This is a genomic window from Streptomyces sp. NPDC052299 (assembly GCF_040679335.1).
Classification (GTDB): Bacteria; Actinomycetota; Actinomycetes; order Streptomycetales; family Streptomycetaceae; genus Streptomyces.
The window spans coordinates 220,244-244,991 of sequence record NZ_JBFAUP010000007.1; the positions used below are offsets into that span (position 1 = coordinate 220,244).

At 71.2% G+C, this 24,748-nt stretch carries 20 protein-coding genes; 3 read left to right on the forward strand and 17 right to left on the reverse strand.

Annotated features, from left to right (window positions below; all coding sequences use genetic code 11):
- From AB0L33_RS14660 to AB0L33_RS14710, 11 genes are all read right to left on the reverse strand, one after another.
- On the reverse strand, positions 1-1,974 hold the full coding sequence (locus AB0L33_RS14660) for a putative baseplate assembly protein (protein WP_365681214.1): 1,974 nt from the start codon (positions 1,972-1,974) through the stop codon (positions 1-3).
- Positions 1,971-2,405, reverse strand: a complete 435-nt coding sequence (locus AB0L33_RS14665) for a GPW/gp25 family protein (RefSeq protein WP_164404606.1) — start codon at positions 2,403-2,405, stop codon at positions 1,971-1,973. Before AB0L33_RS14665 ends, AB0L33_RS14660 begins: the two co-directional genes overlap by 4 nt.
- A gap of 6 nt (positions 2,406-2,411) precedes the next feature.
- Positions 2,412-2,693 carry a PAAR domain-containing protein gene (locus AB0L33_RS14670; RefSeq protein ID WP_018099786.1) on the reverse strand — a complete coding sequence of 94 codons (282 nt, stop codon included), beginning with the start codon at positions 2,691-2,693 and terminating at the stop codon, positions 2,412-2,414.
- A gap of 37 nt (positions 2,694-2,730) precedes the next feature.
- On the reverse strand, positions 2,731-4,650 hold the full coding sequence (locus AB0L33_RS14675; protein ID WP_365681216.1) for a VgrG-related protein: 1,920 nt from the start codon (positions 4,648-4,650) through the stop codon (positions 2,731-2,733).
- Entirely contained in the window at positions 4,647-5,444 is a 798-nt protein-coding gene (locus AB0L33_RS14680; RefSeq protein WP_365681218.1) for a peptidase M23, read from the reverse strand. The genes AB0L33_RS14675 and AB0L33_RS14680 overlap by 4 nt, the downstream gene beginning before the upstream one ends.
- 5 nt (positions 5,445-5,449) lie before the next feature.
- On the reverse strand, positions 5,450-5,884 hold the full coding sequence (locus tag AB0L33_RS14685) for a phage tail protein (protein WP_365681220.1): 435 nt from the start codon (positions 5,882-5,884) through the stop codon (positions 5,450-5,452).
- 15 nt (positions 5,885-5,899) lie between these two features.
- The gene (locus tag AB0L33_RS14690; RefSeq protein WP_365681223.1) at positions 5,900-7,579 is read right to left on the reverse strand and encodes a hypothetical protein; all 1,680 of its coding nucleotides are present in this window, start codon (positions 7,577-7,579) and stop codon (positions 5,900-5,902) included.
- 27 nt (positions 7,580-7,606) lie between these two features.
- On the reverse strand, positions 7,607-7,750 hold the full coding sequence (locus tag AB0L33_RS14695; RefSeq protein WP_018099790.1) for a DUF6760 family protein: 144 nt from the start codon (positions 7,748-7,750) through the stop codon (positions 7,607-7,609).
- Complete coding sequence (locus tag AB0L33_RS14700; RefSeq protein ID WP_365681225.1) at positions 7,747-8,181, reverse strand: hypothetical protein; 435 nt, start codon at positions 8,179-8,181, stop codon at positions 7,747-7,749. Before AB0L33_RS14700 ends, AB0L33_RS14695 begins: the two co-directional genes overlap by 4 nt.
- Entirely contained in the window at positions 8,181-8,624 is a 444-nt protein-coding gene (locus AB0L33_RS14705; protein ID WP_018099792.1) for a phage tail protein, read from the reverse strand. The genes AB0L33_RS14700 and AB0L33_RS14705 overlap by 1 nt, the downstream gene beginning before the upstream one ends.
- Positions 8,625-8,689: 65 nt before the next feature.
- Complete coding sequence (locus AB0L33_RS14710) at positions 8,690-10,228, reverse strand: phage tail sheath subtilisin-like domain-containing protein (protein ID WP_365681227.1); 1,539 nt, start codon at positions 10,226-10,228, stop codon at positions 8,690-8,692.
- A gap of 287 nt (positions 10,229-10,515) precedes the next feature.
- Between AB0L33_RS14710 and AB0L33_RS14715 the strand changes: the two genes are divergently transcribed.
- Positions 10,516-14,367 carry a hypothetical protein gene (locus AB0L33_RS14715; protein ID WP_365681229.1) on the forward strand — a complete coding sequence of 1,284 codons (3,852 nt, stop codon included), beginning with the start codon at positions 10,516-10,518 and terminating at the stop codon, positions 14,365-14,367.
- 38 nt (positions 14,368-14,405) lie between these two features.
- Positions 14,406-15,113, forward strand: coding sequence for a hypothetical protein (locus tag AB0L33_RS14720; RefSeq protein ID WP_365681231.1), 708 nt, complete (start codon positions 14,406-14,408; stop codon positions 15,111-15,113).
- A gap of 210 nt (positions 15,114-15,323) precedes the next feature.
- Here the strand turns inward: AB0L33_RS14720 and AB0L33_RS14725 are convergent, their stop codons facing one another.
- The 6 genes from AB0L33_RS14725 to AB0L33_RS14750 form a co-directional block, all read right to left on the reverse strand.
- Positions 15,324-16,601 (reverse strand): cytochrome P450, encoded by a 1,278-nt coding sequence (locus AB0L33_RS14725; RefSeq protein ID WP_365681233.1) that lies wholly within the window; start codon positions 16,599-16,601, stop codon positions 15,324-15,326.
- Positions 16,598-17,389 carry an alpha/beta hydrolase gene (locus tag AB0L33_RS14730; RefSeq protein WP_365681424.1) on the reverse strand — a complete coding sequence of 264 codons (792 nt, stop codon included), beginning with the start codon at positions 17,387-17,389 and terminating at the stop codon, positions 16,598-16,600. The genes AB0L33_RS14725 and AB0L33_RS14730 overlap by 4 nt, the downstream gene beginning before the upstream one ends.
- Positions 17,390-17,533: 144 nt before the next feature.
- Entirely contained in the window at positions 17,534-19,591 is a 2,058-nt protein-coding gene (locus AB0L33_RS14735; RefSeq protein ID WP_365681235.1) for an ATP-binding protein, read from the reverse strand.
- Positions 19,588-20,337, reverse strand: coding sequence for a DUF4255 domain-containing protein (locus AB0L33_RS14740; protein ID WP_365681237.1), 750 nt, complete (start codon positions 20,335-20,337; stop codon positions 19,588-19,590). The genes AB0L33_RS14735 and AB0L33_RS14740 overlap by 4 nt, the downstream gene beginning before the upstream one ends.
- A gap of 16 nt (positions 20,338-20,353) precedes the next feature.
- Positions 20,354-22,426, reverse strand: coding sequence for an HYR domain-containing protein (locus AB0L33_RS14745; protein ID WP_365681239.1), 2,073 nt, complete (start codon positions 22,424-22,426; stop codon positions 20,354-20,356).
- Positions 22,427-22,582: 156 nt separating this feature from the next.
- Positions 22,583-23,209, reverse strand: coding sequence for a response regulator transcription factor (locus AB0L33_RS14750; protein ID WP_365681241.1), 627 nt, complete (start codon positions 23,207-23,209; stop codon positions 22,583-22,585).
- A 207-nt stretch (positions 23,210-23,416) separates the two neighbouring features.
- On the opposite strand from AB0L33_RS14750, the gene AB0L33_RS14755 reads away from it, so the two are divergent.
- The gene (locus AB0L33_RS14755; protein WP_365681244.1) at positions 23,417-24,748 is read left to right on the forward strand and encodes a hypothetical protein; all 1,332 of its coding nucleotides are present in this window, start codon (positions 23,417-23,419) and stop codon (positions 24,746-24,748) included.

Here is a 24,748-nt window from a genome sequence, read left to right on the forward strand (position 1 = left end):
TCAGGCTCCCCTCACGCGGAGCTGGTGCTCGTAGCTGAAGACCAGCGCGTGCCGGTCGAGCGGGATCTTGGTGGTGGCGTCGGTGCGCTCACCGGTCACCGGGTCGGCGCGGTAGAGCCGTACGTCCTCCACCAGGTCCACGCCCGGCACCCGCTGGAGCACGGCGAACGCCTCCCCGGACTGGACCGGGCGCCCGAACGGCCAGCCCTGTCCGCCGGGCCCGCCGGTCAGGGCGTTGAAGTAGCCGTACAGCGCGGCCAGTGCCGCGTCCCGTACGCGGTCGCGGTCCGCGCCGGGCTCGGCCTGGACCGAGGCGACGACGGTGACGCCCTGGTAGAACGGCGGTTCCACGACGAGGCGGGCGCCGATCGGGCGTCGCTCGTCCAGGTGCCCGGCGATGAGGCGCAGGGTCTGGGCGGGCGGGATGAGCTCGTCGAACTCGATCCGGCCCTGGTCGTCGCTGCGCCCGGCCGGCACGACGAGGAGCCGTACGCCCTGTGCGGTGGCGTCGCTCTCGTCGCCGTCGGCCCCGGCCCGGATGCAATGGACGCGGGCGGCGTCCGGGGCCACCTCGCGGGCGAGGAGTTCGTAGTCGTGCGGGACGACGGCGCGGTGCAGGGTGCGCAGGGTCATCGGGCCGCGCACCCGGGCGCTTTCGACGCTCTCACCGTCGACACCGCCGAGCGCGGGCCTGCGGTTCTCCACGCGCGCCACATAGGGGATGGCGCTGCGCAGGATCTTCAGGGTGGACCGGGCGACGTTGCCGCGCAGCCCGCCGCCGGTGCGGTACGAGCGCACGCGGACCGTGGCGCCCTTGGCGGGGACGGCCCCGTAGTAGCGGATGGAGCCGTCCCGTTCGCGCACGGCGGGGCCGAACTCGACGCGGCCGGAGTTGGGGTCGAGGGTGATGTGCCGGTCCTCGGGCCCGGAGTGCGCGAAGTCGTCGACCCTGGTCCAGCGGGTGTACTCCGGCTCGGGGCCGCTCGCCGGGTCCGTCACCTCGACCACGAAGTCCCCCGGCACGACGGGCGAGCGGGCCAGGGTGAACGCCTGGCCGGGTACGCCCTCGGCCGCGCCGAGCACTTCGTCGGTGATGGTCTCGGCGTGCTCGGCCGCGACCGTGGCGCCGATGGTGAAGGCGGTGACCGACCGGACCACGGGCGGCGCCAGGTAGGTCGGGCGGCCGGGCTCGGCCTCGATCAGGCGGCAGCGCAGCCAGCCGCCGGTGCGCCGGACGACGGCGGCCGGGGTATGGGTCCTCGGCAGGTGCAGGATGAGTTCGCCGGAGCGGTTGAAGCCGCCGGTGTCGTCCTTCTCGACCTCGCACACCGCCCAGCCGGTGCCGTCCCACGCCTCCCAGACCAGGGGCGGGCGCAGCGGGTCCACGCCGACGCCCTCGACGCGGCAGTCGAGCCGCAGGACGACGACACCGGCCGGCACGGCGGCGGACAGGCCCACGTAGAGGCAGTCGCCCGGGGCGGGGGTGGCGCCGAAGCAGGCCACGTCCCGCCCGATGGCGAGCTGTTCGGTGCGGTCGACCACCTCCTCGGCGGCGGGCCAGGTCGCGAGGTGGGCGAACGAGCAGGGCAAGATGGTCAGTTCGGACGAGGTGGTGAAGACGACCGCCTCCTCCGTCTCCGTACGGACGGTCGCCACTTCGGTCCCGGCGCGCACCACGACGGGGTCGGGGCGGGGTGCGGACAGCCGGAACGTCACCTCGGTGCGCGCGGCCGTCGGCGGGTGCAGCCGTACGCCGATCAGGTCGAGGAAGGTGAGGTAGCTCTTCTCCGGCACCCGGTTCACCCGGTAGACGAGCTGGTCGACCATCGTCGCGAACGCCTCGATGAGCGTGACGCCCGGGTCCGACACGTTGTGGTCGGTCCATTCCGGGCAGCGCTGCTGGACCAGGCGTTTGGCCTCGTCCACCAGGCCCTGGAAGCGGCGGTCGTCCAGATGGGGACTGGGCAGCGTCACGCGCCGGCCTCCTCGTCGTCGGGGTTCGTCTCCGGCCCGTGCGGGGGGATCACGTAGAACGGGAAGACGAGGTTGCGCGGGTCGTTGGAGCCGCGCACGGTGTAGCCGATGTCGATGTAGAGCACCCCGCTGTCCGCCGCGTCGAACCGGACGGTGACGTCGGCGACCTCGATGCGCGGTTCCCAGCGTTCCAGGGCGAGGCGCACCTCGTAGGCGAGCTGCCCGGCCGTTCCGGCGTCGGCGGGGGCGAACACGTAGTCGTTGACGGCGCAGCCGAACTCGGGCCGCATCGGCCGCTCGCCGGGCGAGGTGGCGAGGATCAGCCGGATCGACTCCTCCAGTTCGCGTTCGCCGCGCACCAGCGCGATGGACCCGGTGGCGTCCGTACGCGGCGGGAAGGCCCAGCCGGCCCCGATGAACTGCTCTCCCATGTCCGTTCAGCCTCCGATCAGCACCGTGGCGCAGCCCGACAGGATCGGCGCCCCGCAGCCGCTCAGGTCCCCCACGCGGGCGGCCGGCCTGCCGCCGATGAACACGCTGCGGCTGCCCGGGGGCGCGATCGGGGACGGTGGGTGGCCGAGCGGCGAGGCGCACTGGTGGAGGGTGCCGACGGTGGCCGCGGGTCTGCCGCCGATCAGCACCGAGACCACCCCGGGCGGCCCGACCGTGCCGGGATGACCCGTGGGGTCGCCGACCCGGGCGGCTGCTGCTGACGGCATGCGGTGCGCTCCCTTTCGCTGTGAATGTGCCGGTACGTCAGTTGAGCTGGATCATCGGTGCGTTGACGGAGACCGAGCCGCCGCTCTTCAGGTCCGTGCGGCGACTGCCGTCGACCGTGACCTGACCGCCGCGCAGCTCCACGGCGCCGTCCGTGGAGAGGGCGACCTTGCCGTTGCCGCCGTCGAGGGCGACTCCGTTGCGGGAGGTGAGGGTGACGCTCTCGCCGGTCAGGGTCAGTGCCCCGCGTCCGGCGTCCAGGGAAACGCCCTTGGCGGCCGTGACGGAGACCCGTTCCTTGGCCTCGATGGTGACGCTGCCGTCGCTGTTGATGACGACGGCGGTGCCCCGGCGGTCCAGGGCGATGGTGAGCTTCCCGTCGCCGGTCCGCAGCCGTACGCCCTGCGGGCCGTTGGCCGCGTCCAGCAGTTCGAGCTGGTTGCCGCTCTTGGACGCGAAGGCCCGGCGGTTGACGGCACCGGTGGTGGGGTCGACCAGATCGCCGCCGCCCGCGTCGGAGGCGCCGGGGGTGACCGGGGCCCCGGGCGCGCCGGGGGCTCCGGGTGCGCCGGCTCCCCCGCCGGGCCGGTCCTTGCCGTTGTACAGCCCGGCCAGCACGTACGGCCGGTCCAGGTGCCCGTGCTCGAAGCCGACCAGCACCTCGTCGCCGACCTCCGGGATGAACGCCTCGCCGCCGCCCGTCCCGCCGGACTGCGCGGTGCGCGCCCAGTCGCTCGCGTACTCGTCCGAAAGCCACGGGAAGCGCACCTTCACCCGGCCCGAGCCCTCCGGGTCCTGGGTGTCCGTGACCGTCCCGCTGACCAGCCCGGCCCAGCGGGGACCGCTCCCGGAGGCACCGGCCGCCCCGGTGAGCCCGAACAGCGACCTCTCCTGCTGACCGGACACGGTGATCCAGGTCTCGTAGCCGCGTACGGAGTCGAAGACGTGGCGGGAGGAGGTGACGGTGTAGCGGCCCTCGAAGGGCGCGCCGACCGCGTTGAGCGCGACCGCGCTGCCTGCCGTGACCTCGGGGTTGCCCCTGATGACCGCCTCCAGCTCCGCGAAGGAGCCCGCGATGCGCTCGGCCAGCGCCTTCGCCGCCTGGTCCACCTGCGCCTGCGTGCCGTACGCGGCGTCGGTGACGACGAACCGGGCCTCGCCGAAGGGGGCACTGACCTCGGCCGCCGTGACGCCGAGGTCCAGCGTCGCCGACTTCCCGGCGGGGGACCGGCCGACCAGCGGTTCCTTGGCGCCGATGTCCCAGCCGCGCACCTCGACCTCGGAGACCTGTTCTGCGGCCGACACTCCGGCGCGGCAGCGCAGCAGGTTGCTGCCGAGTTCGAGGACGAGCGGGTCGCGGTCGGCGCGCGCGGAGCTGTCCGGTGCCCCGCTCGCCTCGGCGGGCCGGGTGATGTGCAGCTGTCCGTCGCGCACGTAGGCCTGGGCGCCCGCCTCTTCGGCCAGTCCTCGCACGAACTCCCAGTCGGTGACGTTGGGCTGGGCCATGTGCTCGATGACCGGTCCGGCGATGTCCACGGTGCCCGGTTTGAGTCCGGCGCGCTGGGCGACCTGGCCGCAGATGTCGGACAGGGTCATGTTCTGGTAGCTGGCGACCCGGCGGCCCCGCAGCAGCCGGTGCGACGCGTCGAGCCCCCGGACCACGGTGAAGGTGCCGGTCTCGTCCAGCTCGACCTCCAGCGCGGTGACCGCGCCTTCGAGGAGCGGTTTCGGGGCGCTGCCGCCGCCGGCCCGGGCGAGGAGCCGGGCCTCGCTGCCGATCTTCAGGCCGGTCTGTTCGAGCAGGACCCGGTCCGGGTCGCGGAACCGGAGCAGGAAGAGGTCGGGGAGCGTCCGGCTGTCGTCCACGTAGCCCTCGACCAGGGTGTTGAGGAACTTGGCGGGCAGCGGGCGGCCGTCGAACTCCACCACCAGCGCGCTGGCGACCCCGGGGCGAGTCATCGGCCCGCCCCCCGGCCGCCGTTGTCGTCCAGCCGGCTGAGCTCGTCCAGCGCGGGCAGCAGCAGCTGGGTGCCCGGGGCGAGCCTGATCGGGTCGTCGATGCCGTTGGCCTCGGCGATGACCCGCCAGGCGCCCGCGTCGCCGTACTCCCGGTGCGCCAGCGACGGCAGCGAGTCGCCCGACGCGACCCGGTGCACCCGCCGGGCCGCCAGCGCCCCGGACGTCGGGTTCTGCCCGGGCGTCTCCCCGCTGATCTCCTCCATCGTCACCTGGCACACGGCCCGGATCGGCACGCCCGATGTGGTGAACAGGGTGTATTTCGCAGCGACTTGGCTCACGTAGCCGGGAAATCCGGTCAGCCCGCCCCAGTGGAACACCACCCAGGGCGGCGAGGAACGCTGCTGCTGCCTGGTCTCGTTCGTCGGCACGCAGCACGCGAACAGCTGCTCCACCGCCGTCACGACCCGGGTGTCCTGGGTGTCGCCCGCGTCGAAGAACATCTCGACGGTCAGTTTGCTGGGCTGCGAGCCCTGGTACTCCGGCGGCCCGGAGCTCTTCGCTCCCTTGGCCGGGGTGCGTTTCCAGGAGGCCGCCTTCGTCAGGCTCAGCTCCTTGGGGTTGAACTGGAAGTCGATCCGCCCGCACGGCCCGCCGGGGGTGAGCCCGCCCCCGGTGGGCGGGGTGCGCAGCTCCAGGTAGGCGTGCTCCAGCTTGGGCCTGGCGGAGCCGCCCTTCGCGGCGGACGCCACCTTGGACGTCCCGGCCGCGCTGAAGGCGATGGGTCCCGGGCTCACGCCGCTCAGCCCTCCATCACATAGCCGTGGTGGGCGATCTCGATCGTCTCCATCGCGACCTTGGGCGACTCCGGGGTGAAGGAGGGCCCGGTCCAGCGGACCGGCACGACTTCGAGCAGCCCCCACTGGGCGACCTTGCGGCCGTCGCCGGTCCGCGCCTCGATGTGCGCGGTCTTGCGGCTGAACCCGGTCGTCATGGTGGCGAACCAGCGCGCCACCTTCTCCGTCTCCCGGGTCAGCGGACGCGAGAGCTTGACGTTGGAGTACTTCAGCCGGGTCGGCAGCTGCCACACGTGCCCGTTGTTGCCGCCCTCCTCGCGCGTCTCCAGGACGACTTCGCAACCCAGCCCGTCACAGGTGTTGAACGACCCGAGTTCGATGTCGTCGATCGTCACGACGAAGCAGACGCTGACTGCGGGTTCGTCCGGGGCGTTGGCCATGCGCGTGCCTCTCGATCAGTGGCGGGTGTTGATGAGGGAGCCGGACCGCTCGCGTTCGAGCCTCAGGTCGGCCCTCAGCAGTCTGCTGAGGGGTGCGTAGAGCGCCCGGACGAGCTCGTCGGTGACGGGTGGCTGCTGCGGGGTTCCGTCGGGGCCCGTGGAGCCGGCCGTCGTCGCTGGCGGCTGCTGCTCGGTCGGCGGCTCGGGGTCGGGTCCGGGCTCCGGTTCGGGTTCGGGTGCGGGCGGCGGCGGTGGCTCCTCGGCGGTCTCCGAGTCCCGTTGGACGACCGGGCGCGAGGTGCCGTCGCGGGGCGCGGACGGGAAGACGACGCTCCCGTCCGCCATGCGCTGGGCCACCCCGGCCGCCATGGCGACCGCCCCGGCGTCACGGACGGACGCGGGAACGCGCGGGCCCCGGCCGGGGCCGGACGCCGGCCGCGCGTGGGGCGGAGCCGTCTGACGCTGTACGGGGGACACCGCACGCTGCAACGGTGCCGCCGGGGCGGTGGGTGCGGTCGGTGCCGCCGGTCCCGCCGGCGCTCCGGTCCTGGTTCCCGCGCCCGGGTCGGCCGTGGTCCACCGGACGGCGACGGCGGGCGGCGGGTCCGGGGGCGCGGGGACGAAGGGGGACGGGGCGGGTGCGCTGTCGTCGGCCCCCGTGCCGTCCGCCACGCGCTGGACCGACGGGGTGCCGCCGGGGGCGTCGGCCGTACGCAGGGTCAGGGGCCGGTCGCCGAGCAGGGGCGCGGTGGGGCGGTCGGGGGCCGCGGGTGACGGGGCGGTGCTGCGCTGGACCGGGGCTGCGGGCTCCTGGCGCTCCGGCGGCGCGTCGGGCGCCCGCACACCGTCGTCCGGCCCGAGCGGGGCGTCGCCCAGGAGCGGTGCCACGGTCTCCGTCCCGGTGGGGGCGTCCGGGTCCGTGGTCGCGCCGGGGCCGGGCGCGGGGCCGGCGGCGCGGACGTGGTCCGGCGGCGGGGCGCTGTCCCGCTGCACCTGGGGCGACGCGGGCCGGACCGCCTTGCGCTGGGCCGTGGGCGGCAGGCCCGGAAGCGGCGCGCCCAGTCCGCCCGTCCGCCGGGGCGGGGCCGGGGGCGCGGGCGGGGAGGGCTGCGGCGGTGCACCGGTGGGTGTGCGCTGCACGGGCGGGGCCTCCGGTGCCGGGGCGTCGGACCCGGTGGCGTCCGCGTGCGGCGCCGGGCCGACCGGCTCGGTATGCCGCTCCGGGGGTACGAGGGGCTGCTCGCCGACCAGTTGGCGTACGGGCGGACCGGCGGGCTCCGGAACCGGTCCGGCCGAGGTGAGGTTCGGCAGACCATCCCCGTACGTCCGCTGGACGGCGACCGCGCCGCGCCGCGTGCCGGGGCGCGGCGGCATCGGCATGTCGACGGCACGCTGGACCGGCGGGGGCGGGCTTCCCGGAGCGGCGTCGACCACACCGCGTACCAGGCCGGCGGGTGCCTCGGGGCTCACCAGGTGTCCCAGCGGTGTTCCCAGAGCCGGACTCCGGCGTGTCGTCAACCCGGTCTCGAAGCCGGACGGGTTGGTCAGCAGGTCCTGGCCCGTGACGGACCGCTGGACGGGCTCCAGCCGGCTCACGTCGACCCGGTCCGCCCGGTCCGGCCCGCCGCGGCCGGCGTGCTGCGGGAGTGGGGCGTCGGCGGAACGGCCGCCGCGCAGCCAGGACATCAGGCCCATGCTCCTCGTTCTCCTCCGTGCTCCTGGCTACTGCCCGTTGAGGCGGGCGACCTGTGCGACGAACTTCAGGCGTTCCGGGTGTTCCAGGTCCAGCAGGTCGTCCAGCGGCCAGTGGAAGTGATAGGCGAGGTACGCGACCTCCTCGTAGAGCAGGTCGGCCGCGTACGTCACGATTCCCCCAGGCGACCACCGGCGAGATCCACCGCGAACTCCTCGTCGCAGGACGGGCAGGTGACGGCAGCGCGGGTGTGGCCCTCGGCGTTGATCCGGCGGTAGAAGTCCTGGAGGAAGGCGAGATCCGACGCGAACAGGTCCTCGATGACCCCCGGATGGATGTCCTCGACCGTCCCGATCCGGGTCACCACCCGGGAGATCAGCACGACCGAGAGGTAGGCGGAGTTCTCCCGGACCCGGTCGTCGCGCAGGGGGACCAGCTCGTCCCGGGCGGTCGCCAGCCGCATCACCCCGCTGCGGTGCACGGTGCCCGACTCGTCCACGTAGCCGCGCGGCAGCTCGAAGGCGAACTCGGTCCGCAACGGCTCGGACCGGCCGGTGCCCGTGTCCCGTTCCAGGGGCGCCTGGAACTGGACCGTACGCCGCATCAGTCGAGCTCCATGCTCTCGTACGTGATCGCCAGCTTCTCGGTGAGCACCGAGGTGTCACCGGCCTTGAGCGTGCCGATCTCCAGCGACTTGGGCCAGGCGTTGATGAGCTTGTACCGCTTGATCGGCAGCCCCTCGTAGTCGTACACGATGACGGCGCCGTTGCGGCGGGCGTTCGTCATGCGGCCGAAGCGGGAGTCCTTGATCCAGCGCTCGAAGCTGTTGTCCTCGGTCAGACCGCGCGTGACGGTGACCTCGCCGGCCTTCGGGCGGCCGGGCAGTTTCTTGATGGCGTACTTGCCGTCGGCGGTGTTCTGCTTCAGCTCGATGACGTCCTGCTCCATCTTCAGACCACTGACCTCGGTGATCTGCTTGATGACGACGCTGTCGAATTCGAGACCGAAGGAGTGCCCGACGGAACTGTCGAGATCGGGAAGTGGCACCACAGGCTCCTTACGCCAGGTTCGGGGACGGGCCGGTCACGGAACTGAGGGACGGCACGGGCCGGTCACTCGTCCACGCCCCCGGTCCCGCCGGTCAGCTGGGAGAGGCGGAACACGACGAACTCGGCCGGTTTGACGGGCGCCACGCCGATCTCGCACACGACCTGCCCCGCGTCGACGCTTTCCGGCGGGTTCGTCTCCCGGTCGCACTTCACGTAGAACGCCTCGTCCGGGGTGAGGCCGAAGAGCGAGCCCTTGCGCCACTCGTTCACCAGGAACGCGGAGACCGTGCGCCGGATGCGGGCCCACAGGGCGTCGTCGTTCGGCTCGAAGACGACCCACTGGGTGCCCGCGAGGATCGACTCCTCCAGGTAGTTGAAGAGCCGCCGCACGTTCAGGTAGCGCCACGCGGGGTCGGAGGCCAGGGTGCGGGCGCCCCAGACGCGGATGCCGCGGCCGGGGAAGGACCGGATGCAGTTCAGCCCGATCGGGTTCAGCAGGTCGTGCTCGCCCTTGGTCAGCTGCGTCTGCAACGCGACCGCCCCACGCACCACTTCGTTGGCCGGCGCCTTGTGCACCCCGCGCGAGTCGTCGTTGCGTGCCCAGATCCCGGCGACGTGGCCGCTCGGCGGTACGAGGGTGGCACGCCCGGAGGCCGGGTCGGCGACGCTGATCCAGGGGTAGTAGAGCGTGGCGTACTTCGAGTCGAAGTTCGCCCGGTCGGTGCGCCAGGCCCGGATCTGTTGCGGCGTCAGGCCGGGTGGAGGGTCCAGTACGGCGATCCGGTCGCCCATCAACTCACAGTGGGCGATGAGCGCTTGCTGCACCGCGATGACCGATTCCAGGTCGAGCAGACCGCGTTCGTACGCTCCCATGAGGTCCGGCACGGCGATCATCGTGACGTCGTCCACCGCTTCGAGGCCGCCCAGGCCCGTGCGGCGGTCGGCGTCGCCGACGTACACCTCGGGGGCGAGCGCACCGGCGCTTCCGGCGGGCGGGGCGGCGGGGGCGAGGGTCACCGACTGGGGCGCCGGGCGGGCGGGGGCGGCGCCGCGCCCCGATTCACGTATCTCGATCAGCTCGGACTTGGCGTTGACCCGGGTGGCGACGTTCTCCTTGCTCCGCTTGGTCGTCACGGACGGATACGTCTCCGCGACCTGGCCGTCGCGCTTCACGATGAGCTGGAACACGTCGGACGGCGGGTCCTCGCCCTCGGCCTCCACGACCTCCACGCTGATCTCGCCGGCCACGCCCGGCTTCGGCTTGACGGCGTACGGCCCGACCTGGACTTCGGACCCGGCCGCGAGTTCGCCCTCCGCTCCCCCGGCCACGGTGTCCGTGCCGTCGCCGATGCGGACGACGTAGCAGATGCCGCCGCCGTTGGCGAAGAAGCCGTAGACGCTGGAGGCGAGGTACGTCCCGTCCACGAAGTCGCCGAAGGTGCTGACGAACTGGCTCCAGTTCGTGATCAGCGTCGGCTCGTCGAAGGGGCCCCGCTGGGCGAACCCGACGAAGGCGGCGACCGAAGTGCCCACCCCCTCGATCGGCCGGGAACCGGACTCGACCTCTTCGACGTAGACGCCCGGGGACAGGTACGACGGCATATGGGCCTCTCCTCGATGTGCTCCTCGACGTGCTTGCCACCCCGTCGCACGACCGCTGCCCGACCGGGGAACACCGGCGATTCTCGCCACTTCGGCGATCACCCGGAACGGATAGTCGGCCGCCCCGGCGTGCAGGGGCGGCTGCCCTAAGAGGCAAGGGGATGTCGCCGGGTGCACAGCACGGGCCTGCCCCTCCCCCGTCCCACCGGTCCTCCCTCCGCTCCGGGGAGGCCCGGCAGCCTGGCTGACCACCGTGTGCGGGCGGCTGTACTGGCGGGAGGTGGCGTATGAAGGCGGGTCCCGAGAAACCGCCCTCCGCTCCCGCCGCCGGGTCCCGTGCGGGCGCCCCCCGTACGGACGCGGCGCCCGCGCCCACGCCCGCCCCCGCCCCCGCGCCGGACCGCCGCGGTCTCCAGCGGCTGCAACGGGCGGCCGGCAACGCGGCCGTCTCCCGTCTCGTCGCCCAGCGCTACACGGCCCCCGTCAAGCCGTCGCCGGCCCAGGCGCCGGGCTTCCGGGGGGTCAAGGCGGACATCGCGGCGAAGAAGCAGCGGATGGCCCAGCACCGGCCGGCCGCGACGGAGTCGAAGGCGTCGCAGGATGCCGCCGTCGCGCCTCCGGACGACAAGGAGGCGCAGGGCAAGGCGGCCAACGCGGAGAAGATGAACGCCGCGAAGCCGGGCGAGTTCGACAAGAAGGCGTTCATCGACGCGGTGAACAAGGCGATCGACGCGCAGGCCCCGAAGAACCTCGACGACGCAGACAAGTTCTCCAAGTCCGGCAAGGCGGAGCGGGTCAAGGCGGAGGTCGACGGCAAGGTCTCGGACGGCAAGGAGGCGTCGGCCAAGGACATCGACACGGCGACGAAGGCCCCGCCGGACACGTCGGCCGCGAAGGACAAACCCGTCACCCCGCTGACCCCGGACCAGCCGCCCGGCAATCCGGGGGCGCCGTCCGCGGCGGCCGCCATCCCCGAGAAGCAGCCGGCGTCGGTCACGGACTTCTCCGAGGGGCCCGCGCAGAACGACAAGGCGATGGCGGACGCGGAGGTCACCGAGGAGCAGCTAGCCAAGGGCAACGAGCCCGAGTTCAACGAGGCGCTCAGCGCGAAGAAGACCGCCGAGGCGGACTCCGCGAAGGCCCCGGCGAAGGGAAGGTCGGCCGAGAGCCGGCAGCTGTCCGCCGCGAAGGCGGGCGCCGCGGCCTCGGGCGCCGCCGCGATGAGCACGTTGACCGCGACGCGCGCGCAGGCCGGACAGAAGGTGGACGGCGGCAAGGGCGAGACCAAGTCGAAGGACGAGAAGAAGCGCGCCGAGGTCACGGCGAAGCTCCAGAAGGTCTACGACGGCACGAAGAAGGACGTCGAGGCGACGCTGTCCGGCCTGGACAAGAAGGTCGACGCGGCATTCACCTCCGGTGAGAAGGCGGCACGGGACGCGTTCACGGCGGACCACAAGCGCCGGATGAAGAAGTACAAGGACAAGCGGTACTCCGGCTGGACCGGCAAGGCCCGATGGGTGAAGGACAAGTTCGCGGGTCTGCCCGAAGAGGCGAACGAGCTCTACCAGGAGGCCCGCAAGCTGTACGTGTCCCGGATGCAGACGGTGATCTCGTCGGTCGCCGACATCATCGGCACCGAACTGGGCAAGGCGAAGGCCCGGATCGCTAAGGGGCGGAGCGAGCTCAAGGCGGAGGTGGACAGACTCCCCGCTGATCTGAGGCAGTTCGGCGAGGAGGCCGCGAAGGACTTCGCGGGAAAGTTCGACGACCTGGAAGCGACGGTCAACGAGAAGTCGGAGCAGCTGGTCCAGGACCTGGCCCAGAAATACACGGCGGCGCTCAACAAGGTCGACGAGGAGATAAAGAAGCTCCAGGAGGCCAACAAGGGGCTGATAGACAAGGCGAAGGACGCGATCGTCGGCGCGATAAAGACGATCAACGAGCTGAAGAACCTGCTGCTCGGCATCCTCGCCAAGGCGGCCGGCGCCATCATGAAGATCATCAAGGATCCCATCGGCTTCCTGGGCAACCTGGTGTCGGCCGTCGGCGCGGGCCTGAACCTCTTCGTCACGAATATCGCCGACCACCTGAAGACCGGGCTTGTGTCCTGGCTGCTCGGCACCGCGGTGAAGGCGGGCCTCGAACTCCCGCAGCGTTTCGACATGAAGGGGATCATTCAGCTCATCGGCTCGCTGCTGGGCCTGACCTGGGCCAACATCCGGGCCCGGGTGACCCGCAAGGGCGTCCCCGACGAGGCGATGACGGCGGTCGAGTCCTCGGTCCCGGTCGCCCAGAACATCGCCCGGGAGGGCCCGGCGGGCGCGGTCAAGGAAATCCAGGAAGAGGCGGGCGACCTCAAGTCCACGATCCTGGAAAAGCTGACGACATACCTGATCCCGACGGTCATCATCGCCGGCATCACCTGGATCCTCTCCCTATTGAACCCCGCCTCCGCCTTCGTACGCGCGGTCAAGGGAATCATAGACATCGTCACCTTCGTGGTGAACCAGGGCGCCCAGATAGTGGAGTTCGTCAACTCGGTCCTGGACGCGGTGGTCGCGATAGCCAACGGCGGCAAGGCGGGCGTCCCCAAGATGGTCGAAACCGCCCTGGCCGCGAGCGTCCCGCTGCTCATCGGCTTCCTCGCATCCCTGCTGGGCATCGGCAGCCTGGCCGCGAAGGTGAAGAGCGTCTTCCACGCGGTGTCGCGCCCGGTGAACCGAGCGATCGACAAGATCGTCGACTTCATCGCCAAAAAGGGCAAGGCCCTGTGGAACAAGATCAAGGGAAGGAAGGGAAAGGGTAAGGATAACAAGAAGGGTGGAGAGGATGGGAAGAACCTTCCTGCTTCGTACCCGATCCCGAAGAAAAATTTCGAATCGCTCGACAAGGAGAGTCACAAGGTTCTGTTCAACGGAAGGAACGCGGACGCCGGACTGGTCGTCCACAGCTCACCTCAGGATATTACGAAGTACATGAACGATTGGCAGACCGAACTGAACACCGCAGGGGCCGGCGCCGACAGCACGTCACAAACCGCTCTCGACCGCGTCAAGCAGAAGGAAAAAGAAGTAAGAGATCTCAATAAGGCGTTTGTCGCGCTACCCGGGCAATCACGAGCCAAGCAGTCCGCGTACGAAGACCTACTGAAAGCTCTCTCCGCACTGGCCGCCCTCTTGGCCCACAGGCCAGGCGCCACACCCCCGCTTCCCCCTCCCGTGCTCCCGCCGTTCGAAAATGGAGTTCTCGCCCGGCCGTTCAAGGCAAGGTATATCGACAAAGACATCAAGCACGGCAGCGAAGCAGGAACATACAATGGCGCGACCTTGACGGGATGGAACGTAGCCGAAACCTACAACACATCCGCCGACAATAACGCATGGGTGAAAATGCACCTGCTTCCCGCATTTCTGGGAGGTGACGCAACCGACTCCAACCTGGTTCCCGCGCGAGGCTTTGTCAATAATCCACTCTTCCTGTGGGCCATAGAGAACCCGGCCATGAAGTCACTCAACAAGGGAGCAACAAGCCCTTCACTTGAGCGCATGGTGTGGTACGACGTGAACGTCGACTACTATCCGAACCACCCCGGCTTCCCCAGATCACTGGCAGTCAGATGGGGAGGCTACGAGTACACCGGCGGGACTTGGACCGAACGCGCGCCCCGGCCGGGCAACGGTGTCAGTTCATTCTCGGACACTCAGGATCCCCCCGCACCCCTGAACCAGGACGTGCTGCGCATCAACATGTCGGGGGTCAAGTTCACCGTGTACAGGTCCCTCGGCATCGCCGATGCGGACGCCGAGGCGATCAAGAAGTACGTGAAAAGCCGACCGTTGATCGACCTCAGCGACGCCATCGCAAAGTTCCCTCACCTCACGGCACAACTGACCAACGCTCAGACGGTTCAGCGACTGAGGTTCGAACCGGCACCACACCACGTGCTCCGGATCAACCTGCCGACAGCAAAGTACGCCGTCTTCAGTTCCCTGGGGATCACAAGGCCGGACGCAAAAGCCATAAGAAATCTAGTGAAAACAACTCCACTCGCCGACCTGGCTGACGCGATCAAAAAGTTTCCGCACCTCACGACGCAACTCACCGATGCCGACGCCACGCAGCGGCTCAGGTTCGATTGACATTTTCTTCCCTCGCAGGCCCCAGATCGAAGGACGTCATGGAAACAGAGTTCGAAGCAAGGCTACGCAAGACGGTCGAGCAGGTTCAAGCATGCGCGTCCATTCAGACGGAAAAATACGATCGTGGCCCCATAGCCATTTACATGAAACGCCCCGAGGACGCGTTCAACATCATGCGCATGGTCCAGGAAGCGTCACCGTCCGATGAGCTGAAAAGGAATTTTCACCGCTATTCCAACCTCTTCTTCTCCTGGCGGGCGCGTGAACCGTTCGATAAAATCGCAGGAGAGTTCCATATCATGCACATGGCCGAGGCTGTCGTCCGTGGCCCGCAACCGTCATCCTTCGATCCCGCCTCAAAAATGGGAAAACTCATCGAGGAACTGAGGGTCTTCGAAACACATCCCGTAGGGGGAACGGGAACGTACTCGGCACTCCGGTTCACAGAAAATAAGAACTCCCCGGAGGTCTGGTACTGCGATCTTCGGCAGGGGGCCACTCTGCTCGACATCAGTTACAGCAGCTACTTGGACAACATGCTGCTCACGAGAGGTCTCTACGATTGGCAATATCTCTTCGCCACCCCGGATCCGGAAAACTATGGAATGCGTGCGTCAATGCCGTACCTGCGTGAAGGGCTAAATTTCCTCGACCAAGAATTCACCGAAGACTTTTCCGGTCTGCGTGACAGGCTGGCCGAACGCCTCCGCCTGACGAACCCGGAGCCACAGCCCGGGAACGACTGAAAGACATCCGTCAGGAGCTCTGAGTCAAGAACCCCAGATACGGCCCGAACTCCGACGCCGGCGCCAGTCGGCCGAGCTTCTGGTACTCCCGCTGCACCGCGTGGATCAGCGTGGCCATCGTCACCGCGCCCCCTTGGCCGCCGCCAGGTACGCCGCCGTCACCGCTATCGAGCGGATGCCGCAATGGCTTCTCCGCTTGTCTCGAAGCCTTCAGACGTCCGCCACCCGCACCGGGAGCGACTTCAGCCCGTTGATGAAGTTCGACAGCAGGCGGCTCGGTGGGGCTGCCGGCCCGAGGGTGCCTGGAGGCAGGGCTCGGCCCAGTTCCTCGTACAGCACGCGCAGTTGCAGACGGGCGAAGTGGGCACCCAGGCACACGTGAGGGCCGTCGCCGAAGGAGACGTGGGGGTTGGGGGTGCGGCTGAGGTCCAGGGTGAAGGGGTCGGGGAAGGCCCGTTCGTCGTGGTTGGCCGAGGCGTGGAAGACAACGACCTTGTCACCGGCGCGGATGCGCGTGCCCGACAGGGTCGTGTCCTGGGTGGCCGTGCGCCGAAAGGTGAGGACCGGCGGGTGGCGGCGGAGCAGTTCGTCCACGGCGGTCGTCATGTCCACCTCGGCGTTGTGCAGTCGGCGGTACTCCTCCGGGTGCGTGGCCAGGAGTTGGATTCCGCCGGGTGCCGCACTGCGTACCGTGTCGTTTCCCGCGACGACCAGCAGGAAGAAGAACATCTCCATTTCCGGCGCAGTCAGTTCGGGGTCCGTGGCCAACGCCGTCATCACGTCGTCGGCGGGGCTCCGGCGTTTGTGCGCCGCCAGCGACCGCGCGTACTCGAACATGTCGCGCAGGGCCGCCGGAGAGCGCGGGTTGACCGCCTCACCCGCGCGACCGCGCTGCGGTGTGCCCGCTTCGTCCGGGTCCTGGTAGCCGATGACACGCCGCGTCCAGTGCAGGAGCAGCCCCCGGTCCGAGGCCGGGATGCCCAGCAGGTCCGTCAGATTGAGCAGCGCGTAATCGTCCGTGACCTCGCTGACGAGGTCGCAGGTGCCGTCACCCTCCCGTGCCGCGGCCACCGCACTCCTCAGCAGCGCGCGGGCGCGTTCGCGGACGACGGTCTCGAACCGGCCGATGCGCTTCGGGGTGAAGGCGCGGCTCACCAGGACGCGCAGCCGCCGGTGGTGCGGCGGGTCCTGGTTCAGCATCATGCGGCGGATGAACGGCAGGTCGTCCGGGTCGGGGTCGCGGATCTGGGTGGCCCCGAGATACGACGAGAAGGCCGAGGAGTCGCGCAGGACCCGGACCACGTCCGCCTGCCGGGTGACCGCCCAGAAGCCGGGGCCCGCCGGCCAGCCCAGCACCTCGTACTCCTCCTGCCACGCGACGGGCCGGTGGTCGCGCAGCCGGCGGTAGCGGTCGTGGGGGACGCCGAGAGCGTACTGCCGGGGGTCGAACACGTCGGGCACGGCCCCGGGCAGAACGGGCTCGCTCACGCCGTCGCCCCGCCGTCGGCCCCGTCCGCCCGCAGGAAGTCCTCCACCACCCGGATCAGGTCGAGCGGCGCCTCGTCCATCGCGTAGTGGCCGCAGGACGGCAGCTCGACCAGCGCGCCACGCGGGAACCACCGCATCCAGGTCGCCCGCTGCACCTCGGCGGAGAGGGCCGGATCGAGCGCTCCCACGATCGCCAGGGCCTCGACCGGCGATCCCTCGATCCGGTCGTGGAACGCCTCGCCCGCCCAGGAGTCCAGCCAGGCGCGGAACGCCCGCTCGTCACTGCACCGGACCGAGCGCCGGACCATGCGGTCCAGCCAGGCCGCCGGACGTCGGCCTCCCGTGGTGAAGTCCAGGATGATCCGCCGGTTCTCGGGACTCGCCGCCGCACCGGAGAACAGCTCCCACTGCTCGGGCGACAGCGGCAGTCCGGACGCGGGGACCGGCGAGATGCCCACGAGCCGGCGCACCCGGTCCGGTGCGGCGGCCAGCACCCGCTGGATGACGGAGCCGCCCATCGAGTGGCCGATCAGCGAGAAGCGCTCCCAGCCCAGCCGGTCGGCAAGCGCGAGCACGTCCGCCGCGCCCTCGGCCGTCGTGTACGAACCGGCGACGCCCCTGGCCTCGCCGTAGCCCCGCAGGTCCGCCACGGCGTACTGGAAGGCGCCGGGGTCGAGGTCGCGCACCACTGGGTCGTACGCCGAGCGGTCGGCGAACCAGCCGTGCACCGCGATCACCTTGTGCGGGCCCTCGCCGTACAGCGTGTGGGGCAGTACTCCCTCAGGCAGAACAGACAACTCGGTCACGCCAACTCCCGTCGCCGTAGGGCTCGGCCCCGCCGGGCATCGGCAGCCCGGCTCCGACCACGGTGGCTCCCCGGCCCCTTCCGCGCAAGGGTGACACCCGCGTACGGGTCCGGGCCGCCCCCTCGGTCAGGAGGTCAGCAACCCCATGTACGGCCCGAACTCCGAAGCCAGCGTCAGGCGGCCGAGCTTCTGGTACTCCCGCTGGACCGCGTGGATCAGCGTCGCCATCGTCACCGCGCCGCCCGTGTCCGCCGCCAGGTACGCCGCCGTCACCGCGATCGAGCGGATGTTGCCTCCCGCCAGCTCGAAGTTCTCGGCGCAGAAGGCGAGGTCGAGGTCCGCGCCCCGGGGGAGGACCGTCCCCAGGCAGCGGTCCCACAGCACCAGGCGTTGGGCCGGGTCCGGGACCGGGAAGTCGATGACCAGGTCCAGGCGGCGGGTGAAGGCGTCGTCCAGGTTGGCGCGCAGGTTGGTGGCCAGGATCGCGAGGCCGTCGAAGGACTCCATGCGCTGGAGGAGGTACGCGCTCTCCACGTTCGCGTAGCGGTCGTGCGCGTCCTTCACGTCCGAGCGCTTCCCGAAGATCGCGTCCGCCTCGTCGAAGAGCAGGACCCCGTTGACCCCCGCGGCCTCCGTGAAGATGCGTTCCAGGTTCTTCTCGGTCTCGCCCACGTACTTGTCGATCACCGTCGCCAGGTCGACCGTGTAGAGGTCGAGACCGAGGTCGGCCGCGATCACCTCCGCCGACATAGTCTTGCCCGTGCCGGAGTCGCCCGCGAAGAGCGCCGAGACCCCGCGCCCCCGGCCCCCGCCCGGCCGCATCGCCCACTCCCCCAGCACCCGGTCCCGGTGCCGGGCGCGGGCGGTCAGTTCGCGGAGCTGGGCGTGGGCGTCGGGCGGGAGGACCAGGTCGTCCCAGGTCACCGTGGGTTCGATGCGGCGGGCCAGGCGGTCGAGGCCCGCCGCGTTCTGGGCGCGGGCCCCCTGGCGCACATGGCCGGGGGTGAGGGTCCCGCCGTCGAGCCGGGCCGTCTGGGCGGCGCTGCGGGCGGCGCCCGTGACCTGCTCCGGTGTGAGGAGGAACGGGGCGAGGAGGTGGTCCGGGTCGACGCCGGCAGGCACCGGGCCGGAGCCCGTACGCCGGTACGCCTCGCTCCACAGCGCGCCACGCGCCGACGGCTCCACCCTCGGGGCGTGCACGAGCAGCGGCGGCTCCACGGACCAGGAGGCGTCCCACGGCACCCGGCCCACCATCACCGTCGGCACCGGAGTGGCCGTCAGCAGGCGTAACAGGTGCGGGTGTTCGCGGGACACCGCGTCCAGCGGCGCGCAGACCAGGCCCGCCCCGGTCAGCCGGGCCTCGCGGACGAGGGCCCGTACGGCGTCGGCGGGGGCGGGGTCGGCCACCAGGTGGGTGAGGTCAACGCCCAGGACCTTCCGGCCCGCCCGTTCCAGCGCCGCCGCGGCCAGGGCCGTTCCCGCACCGCCCTGGTCCTCGCTCAGATAGACCAGGGGGACGCCGCCGGCCAGGACCCCGGCCAGAGCCGCGGGGTCGCCGACACCCCCGACCGCCTCCCAGGGCGCCGTGAGGTCCGCGAGGCGCGCATCCCTCGTGTCGTCGCCGAGCAGATGCGCCGTGACCCGGTCCGGCACGCGCAGCGCCCGGCTGAGGAAGGGGCGGTCCAGGTCCTCGGCCAGCAGCAGCCCGGCGTCCCGCAGCGGGGCGGCCGCCGCCAGCCGGCCGCGGGCGACCGCGTCCGCCGGGGACACCCCGCACAGGCCGAGGGCCAGGCCGATGGACGGGCGCCGCCGGGTCACGTCGTCGTTGAGGTACCCGTAGAACGCCTCGAAGCGGTCGTCCAGGTCGGGTACGAGGGCGATGAGCAGGATCTCGGTGTCGAGCGGGGTCAGCCCGAAGTCGGCCTCCAGGGCGGTGAGCCGGGAGGGCCCGGCGGGCCCGTCCTCCTCCCCCACCGGGACCGGAAAGCCCCGCGCCGCTTCCTCGTCCAGCAGCCGCGCGATGTTCTCGTCCGTCAGATACAGGCCCCGGAACGCGTCCTCCGGGTCCGGGTCCGTGCGCTGCCGGGTCTCCACCGCGCGGCGGACGCGCTGCTCGACGGCGGTCGCCCGGGCGAGCAGGTGGCGCAGGTTCAGGTCGTCGTCGGGGCGGCCCGGGGTCGTCATGCGGTGGGGTCCTCCTCGACGACGGGGGCGGCGTCACCGGCCGGGCGCCTCTCGGTGATCCGCAGCCCGAGACCGCGACGCGCCGGGGAGGCCGCGGGCGCCTCCCGTTCCGGGCGGCCCGGGCGGCTCCCGTACACCGGAAGACCGCCCCGTACCGGCTCCGGGGGGTCCGGCATGTCGCCGAACCGTGCGTGCAGGCCCTCGTCGCCGACCGGCGGGCCCGCCGGGTAGGTCGGGGAGGCGGTCACGGGCACGCTCACCACCAGGTCGAGCGACGGCTTCAGCTCGCCGCCGAGCGCGCTCCACACATCGGCGAAGGAGCGGTCCTCCGGCGGGGGCAGGGCGATCGACATCGGGACGGCGGCCCCGATCTCGGCGAGGGAGCCGGCGAGCCGTTCGGGGGGCAGGGCCTCGTAGGCGAGGAGGCAGGCGAGCAGGGAGGAGAGGAGCCGGTGTTCGTCCTCGGGGCGCTTGGTCCACGCGGTGATCAGGTACGAGAGCTTGAAGTAGCGCGGCGGGCGGCGCCGCGCCACGACGGCGCCGCGTTCGTCGTACTCGTTGTGCAGGCCGCGCTCACGCCGCCGCATGTCCTCGCGGATGTCGTACAGGTAGAGGTTGACCATGGGGGCGTTGACCTTGGCGGCCCACTCCCGGGTGGGGGCGTCGAAGACGACCGTGATCTGGCCGCCGCCGAGCACCTCCGCCCGGATCAGGGTGCGGAGTACGTCGTCCACCTCGTGGATCATCTGGTGCCCGCCCCTCTCACGTACGGCCCTTGAAGTCCGGTGGCTGCAGGTTGCGCTGGACCACCAGGACGGGCTTCTGGAGCCGGGGGAGCCCGGTGATGTCCGCGCGCAGGACGCGGGGGCCGAGGGTGTCCTTGCGCAGGACCAGCACCTGGACCTCGAAGGTGCCGTCGCGGCCCACGCGTACGCCGGTGCGGTCCGCGGTGATGCCGGTGTTCCAGGTGAGGCGTACGGTCTCGCCCGGCGGGTAGTCCTTGCCGCGTGCCACGACGGGCTGGCCGGGTTTGGCGACCTGCGGGGTGACGGTGAGGGAGGGCCTGAGGACGCGCAGCCGTTCCGTGTCCTGGTTGTTGACGGGGTGCAGGTCGCCCAGCATGCCGCTCACGGTGGCGCGTACGTTCCCGGTGATCGCCTCGCGGTACGTGCCGGTCTGGGTCACCTCGATCCGGCCGCCGGGCGGGATGGTGCAGGGGGCGGCGGCCGTGCAGCGGCTGAGGGAGGTCAGCGTGCGGTCCTTCGCCTTGCCGGGCTTCGGCCAGCTCGTGGCGACGACGACGTCCCTGGCGGTGTCCGGGCCGGCGTTCGTCACGGTGAAGCCGGCACGGGTCCGGCGGCCGATGTACGTACGGTCCGGGCTGAGGTCGGCCTTGACGGCGACGTCCGTCGCGGGTGGCGGGGGCAGCGGCGCCGGTGGCGGGGGCAGCACCTCGAAGACGGCGGTGTCGGTGGCGGTGTTGCCCGCCGAGTCGGTGGCGGTGCAGGTGACCGTGGTCGAGCCGATCGGGAAGAGGGAGCCGGAGGCGGGGGTGCAGCTGACGGGGAGGCGGCCGTCCTGGGCGTCCCTGGCGGTCGCCCAGTAGCTGATCCTCGTACCGTCCTCGTCGTCCGCCCTGGCGATCCGGTCGTCCACGGCGACGAGCGGCGCGTCGACGTCGTTCACGTCGATGGTGATCTTCTGCTGGAAGTCGGGGTCGGGCGCGGCCGTAGGGGCGAGCCTGTCCGTGCCCGGGATCTGCGGGCCGAGCAGGAACTGGACGGTGCAGGTGAGCCGGGCGCCCTGCGGGGCGTCGGCCGCGACGTCGATGGTCTCGGCGAAGTGAGCGGTGTCGCCGCTGGTCACCCGGCGGGTGGGCGGGTCGAGGGCGACGGTGAGGTAGGGGCTGCAGTCGCTGAGCTGGTGGCCGACGGAGGTGGGGAGGTTGTCCATGCCGTCGACGATGGCCTGGACGACCTGGTCGCCCTGGATGCCTTCGAGCAGCCGGCCCTGGGTGGCTTCGATGATGCGGGTGGCCTGGCCCGCCTTGGTCGGCGGGTCCTCGACCTGGTCGGGGTAGTCGGGGTTGTGCGCGTTGCCGGTGCCGTTGAGCCCGTCACCGAGCGCGCTGTCCACGTCGACGCCGACCACCCGGACGCCCTTGTCCTGGAGCGCGAAGATCGTGTCGTCAATGGTGTGGCCGGCGCTCGGTGAGTGACTGGACGCGTCGCTGACCAGCACGATCACCGGGTTGGAACCCTCGCGGAATACCGTCTCGCCACCGGCTCCGTTGGCGATCTGCCAGAGGCCGTTGATCCAGTCCTCCGACGGGCCCATGCTGTAGGCGCCCCGGTCCGTCGTCAGCTTGTTCACGCCGGCCTGCACCTTGGCGAGGTCGTCCGTCAGCCCCTGGAGTACTTCGAATTCGCCCCCCGTGGGGTCGAATTGCTGGTCACCGAAAGTGGCGACGGCGAATCGCGACTCAGGCTGTTCCGCCAGCACCTTCTGGGTGATGTCCGACAGGTTCGTCTGCACGTCCGTGATGGGCTTCTCCATGCTCCCCGTGCCGTCCACCAGCAGGACGACCTCGGGTTTCGGCGGAATCGCCGGTGTACGAACCGACTTGTCGACACTGGTCGAGCCGCCCGGGTCGAGCGCCTCGTGCACGGTCGCCGGCGTGACCCACGGGTCCGGCGGAACGGGCACGGCGGGGGCGGCACCGGCCGAGCCCGGCCCCGGGACGAACGCGGTGGCCAGCAGGAGCAGGGCGAGCGCCGCGGAACGACGCGCGCCGGCCGGTCCGGGTGGGCGTCCCGACGGCCGAATCCACCGCACAGTTTCTCTCCCCCGCACCCGGACCTCCCACCGAAGAACAGCGCCCACACGATCCCCCTGCGCGCGGGGTGCGCACAGGGGGAAGTCAGCCCTTTCGGCGGGTAGCTCCCGCTGCCCTTTGAGGCAGCCGCCCGGACCGTGTGGGTCCGGGCGGCGTCAGATCAGGCCCTGGCGCATCGCGTACGCCACCGCGTGGGACCGGTTGCGCAGTTGCAGCCGGGTCATCACGGAGTGCAGGACGTTCTTGATGGTGCGTTCGGAGTAGGCCAGCTTCGTGGCGATGTCGGCGGTGTCGTACCCCTCGGCGACGAGGCGGAGCACGTCCACCTCGCGGGCGGCGAGCCCGGTGAAGTGCAGTCCGCGCGGCGCGAGGACCTGGCCCTGGAGCCGGCCTACCTCCGCGAGCAGCCGGCCGAGCAGGTCGGACGGGAGGTGTCCCTCGCCCCGGGCGACCGTCTCGATGACGTGCACCAGGTGCTCGGGGGTGGACTCGGCCCGCCTGATGACCCCGACGACGCCGCATTCCGCGGCGCTCACCAGCTTCTGCTCGTCTATGTCCCTGGTGACGAGCACGGCACGGGCGTCAGTGGTGCGCTGGATGTGGCGCAGCGTCGTCAGCACGTCCTCCTCCACGGCGTCCACGACCATGACGACGACGTCGGGCCAGGGCCCCTCCTCGCTCCAGTCCACCACGTTCACTTCGGGCCGCGCCCTCAACTGGCTGGCCACTCCGGCTTGCGAGATCGGGTCCTGGGCCCGTAACGCGACAGTGGTGCGCTCCATGTGTGCTCCCCCTGTGTGACGGCCGGAAGCACTTCTGGCACACGCCTCGCAGCCGTGTTCGTGCGCCTCATTGGTGTGGAGGCGGACAGAAGATGCCCTGGTTCATTGAGGAGGAAACCAAATAGCTTGGCCGGGGCATCGAATGTGCCCGAAAGTGTTCCTTCACGGCCGATGTACGGCCTGGGCGGCAACCTTACGGTCCGCCGTATGAGTCTCACCGCAAGCCTCGACGCGTCCACCGTCAGCGCCGCACCGGGCGCGGAGACGGCTGTCCCCCTTCAGGTCCGCAACTCCGGTCAGACCGTCGAGGAGTACCGCTTCGAGGTGGTCGGCGCGTGTGCCGCCTGGGCGGCGGTGGAGCCGGCCGTGCTGTCGCTCTACCCGGGCGACTCGGGCACCGTGTCCCTCGTGCTGCGGCCGCCCCGCGACGCGACGGTGCCGGCGGGCGAGACGCCGTTCGGGGTCCGGGTGGTGCCGACCGGTGAGCAACGCGAGACGGTGGTGCCCGAGGGCCGGGTGACCGTGCTGCCGTTCACCGAGACGACGGCCGAGCTGGTCCCGCGCGGTTCGCACGGCGCGCTCGCCGGACGTCACCAGCTGGCGGTCGACAACCGGGGCAACACCCCGGTCACGGTGCGCCTCGGCGCCCAGCCCGGGACCGAGCGGGCCCGCGTCGTGTTCGCCGCTCCGGAGCTCCAGGTGGCCCCCGGCAAGGCGGAGTTCGCGAAGCTGCGGGTGCGTCCCGTCAAGCGGATGTGGCGCGGCACACCGGTCACGCACCCCTTCCAGGTGTTCGCCGCGACCCAGGTCGCCGAGGGACAGGACCCGGTGGAGCCGGTCCTCGTGGACGGCAGTTACGAGCAGGAGCCGCTGCTCCCCCGCTGGCTGCCCCGTGCCCTGGTCACCGCGGCCGTGCTGGTGCTCGCCCTGGTCGGCCTCTGGTACGCGCTGCTGCGCCCGGCCGTGAAGTCGGCGGCGCGCGAGGCGGTCACCCCGGAAGCGGTGCGGTCCGCCGCCGCGGCGGACAAGAGCAAGGCGCCGGAGCAGGGCGGTTCGGGCGGTTCCGGGGCGGGCGGCGGCGATTCCGCCGGGAGCGGGTCGGGCGGGGGCGGCGAGTCGAAGCCCACGCCGAGCCCGAGCCCGTCGGCGGCGGCCGACGCGGGGGCGGCCGCGCCGACCAGTGCGCAGGTCAGGGTGCAGGACGCGCTGGGCGGCGGGACGAACACGGGGACGGCGCTCACCGTGCCGGCCGGGAAGACGTTCCAGCTGACCGACATCGTGGTCCAGAACCCGCAGGGCGACGCCGGGACGCTCGTCGTCTCCGCGGGCCGCGAGACCCGGGTGCTGAGCCTGGGTCTGGAGAACTTCCGCGACTCCGACTACCACTTCGTGACGCCGATCGTGGTCCCGGCGGGCGGCAAGGTCACCATGACGATCGACTGCCGCAAGGTGGGCAAGCCGGTGGGCGCGCAGGCACCGGCGCGGTGCGCGGAGTCGATGTTCCTGGGCGGCACGATGCGGAACGCCGAGGGCGGCTGA

Bases quoted from the DNA above. Each gene is read 5' to 3' on its own strand.
- AB0L33_RS14665 (WP_164404606.1), bottom strand. From the start codon at position 2,405: ATGGGAGAGCAGTTCATCGGGGCCGGCTGGGCCTTCCCGCCGCGTACG.
- AB0L33_RS14670 (WP_018099786.1), bottom strand. From the start codon at position 2,693: ATGCCGTCAGCAGCAGCCGCCCGGGTCGGCGACCCCACGGGTCATCCC.
- AB0L33_RS14675 (WP_365681216.1), bottom strand. From the start codon at position 4,650: ATGACTCGCCCCGGGGTCGCCAGCGCGCTGGTGGTGGAGTTCGACGGC.
- AB0L33_RS14685 (WP_365681220.1), bottom strand. From the start codon at position 5,884: ATGGCCAACGCCCCGGACGAACCCGCAGTCAGCGTCTGCTTCGTCGTG.
- AB0L33_RS14690 (WP_365681223.1), bottom strand. From the start codon at position 7,579: ATGGGCCTGATGTCCTGGCTGCGCGGCGGCCGTTCCGCCGACGCCCCA.
- AB0L33_RS14700 (WP_365681225.1), bottom strand. From the start codon at position 8,181: ATGCGGCGTACGGTCCAGTTCCAGGCGCCCCTGGAACGGGACACGGGC.
- AB0L33_RS14710 (WP_365681227.1), bottom strand. From the start codon at position 10,228: ATGCCGTCGTACCTGTCCCCGGGCGTCTACGTCGAAGAGGTCGAGTCC.
- AB0L33_RS14715 (WP_365681229.1), top strand. From the start codon at position 10,516: ATGAAGGCGGGTCCCGAGAAACCGCCCTCCGCTCCCGCCGCCGGGTCC.
- AB0L33_RS14720 (WP_365681231.1), top strand. From the start codon at position 14,406: ATGGAAACAGAGTTCGAAGCAAGGCTACGCAAGACGGTCGAGCAGGTT.
- AB0L33_RS14735 (WP_365681235.1), bottom strand. From the start codon at position 19,591: ATGACGACCCCGGGCCGCCCCGACGACGACCTGAACCTGCGCCACCTG.
- AB0L33_RS14740 (WP_365681237.1), bottom strand. From the start codon at position 20,337: ATGATCCACGAGGTGGACGACGTACTCCGCACCCTGATCCGGGCGGAG.
- AB0L33_RS14750 (WP_365681241.1), bottom strand. From the start codon at position 23,209: ATGGAGCGCACCACTGTCGCGTTACGGGCCCAGGACCCGATCTCGCAA.
- AB0L33_RS14755 (WP_365681244.1), top strand. From the start codon at position 23,417: ATGAGTCTCACCGCAAGCCTCGACGCGTCCACCGTCAGCGCCGCACCG.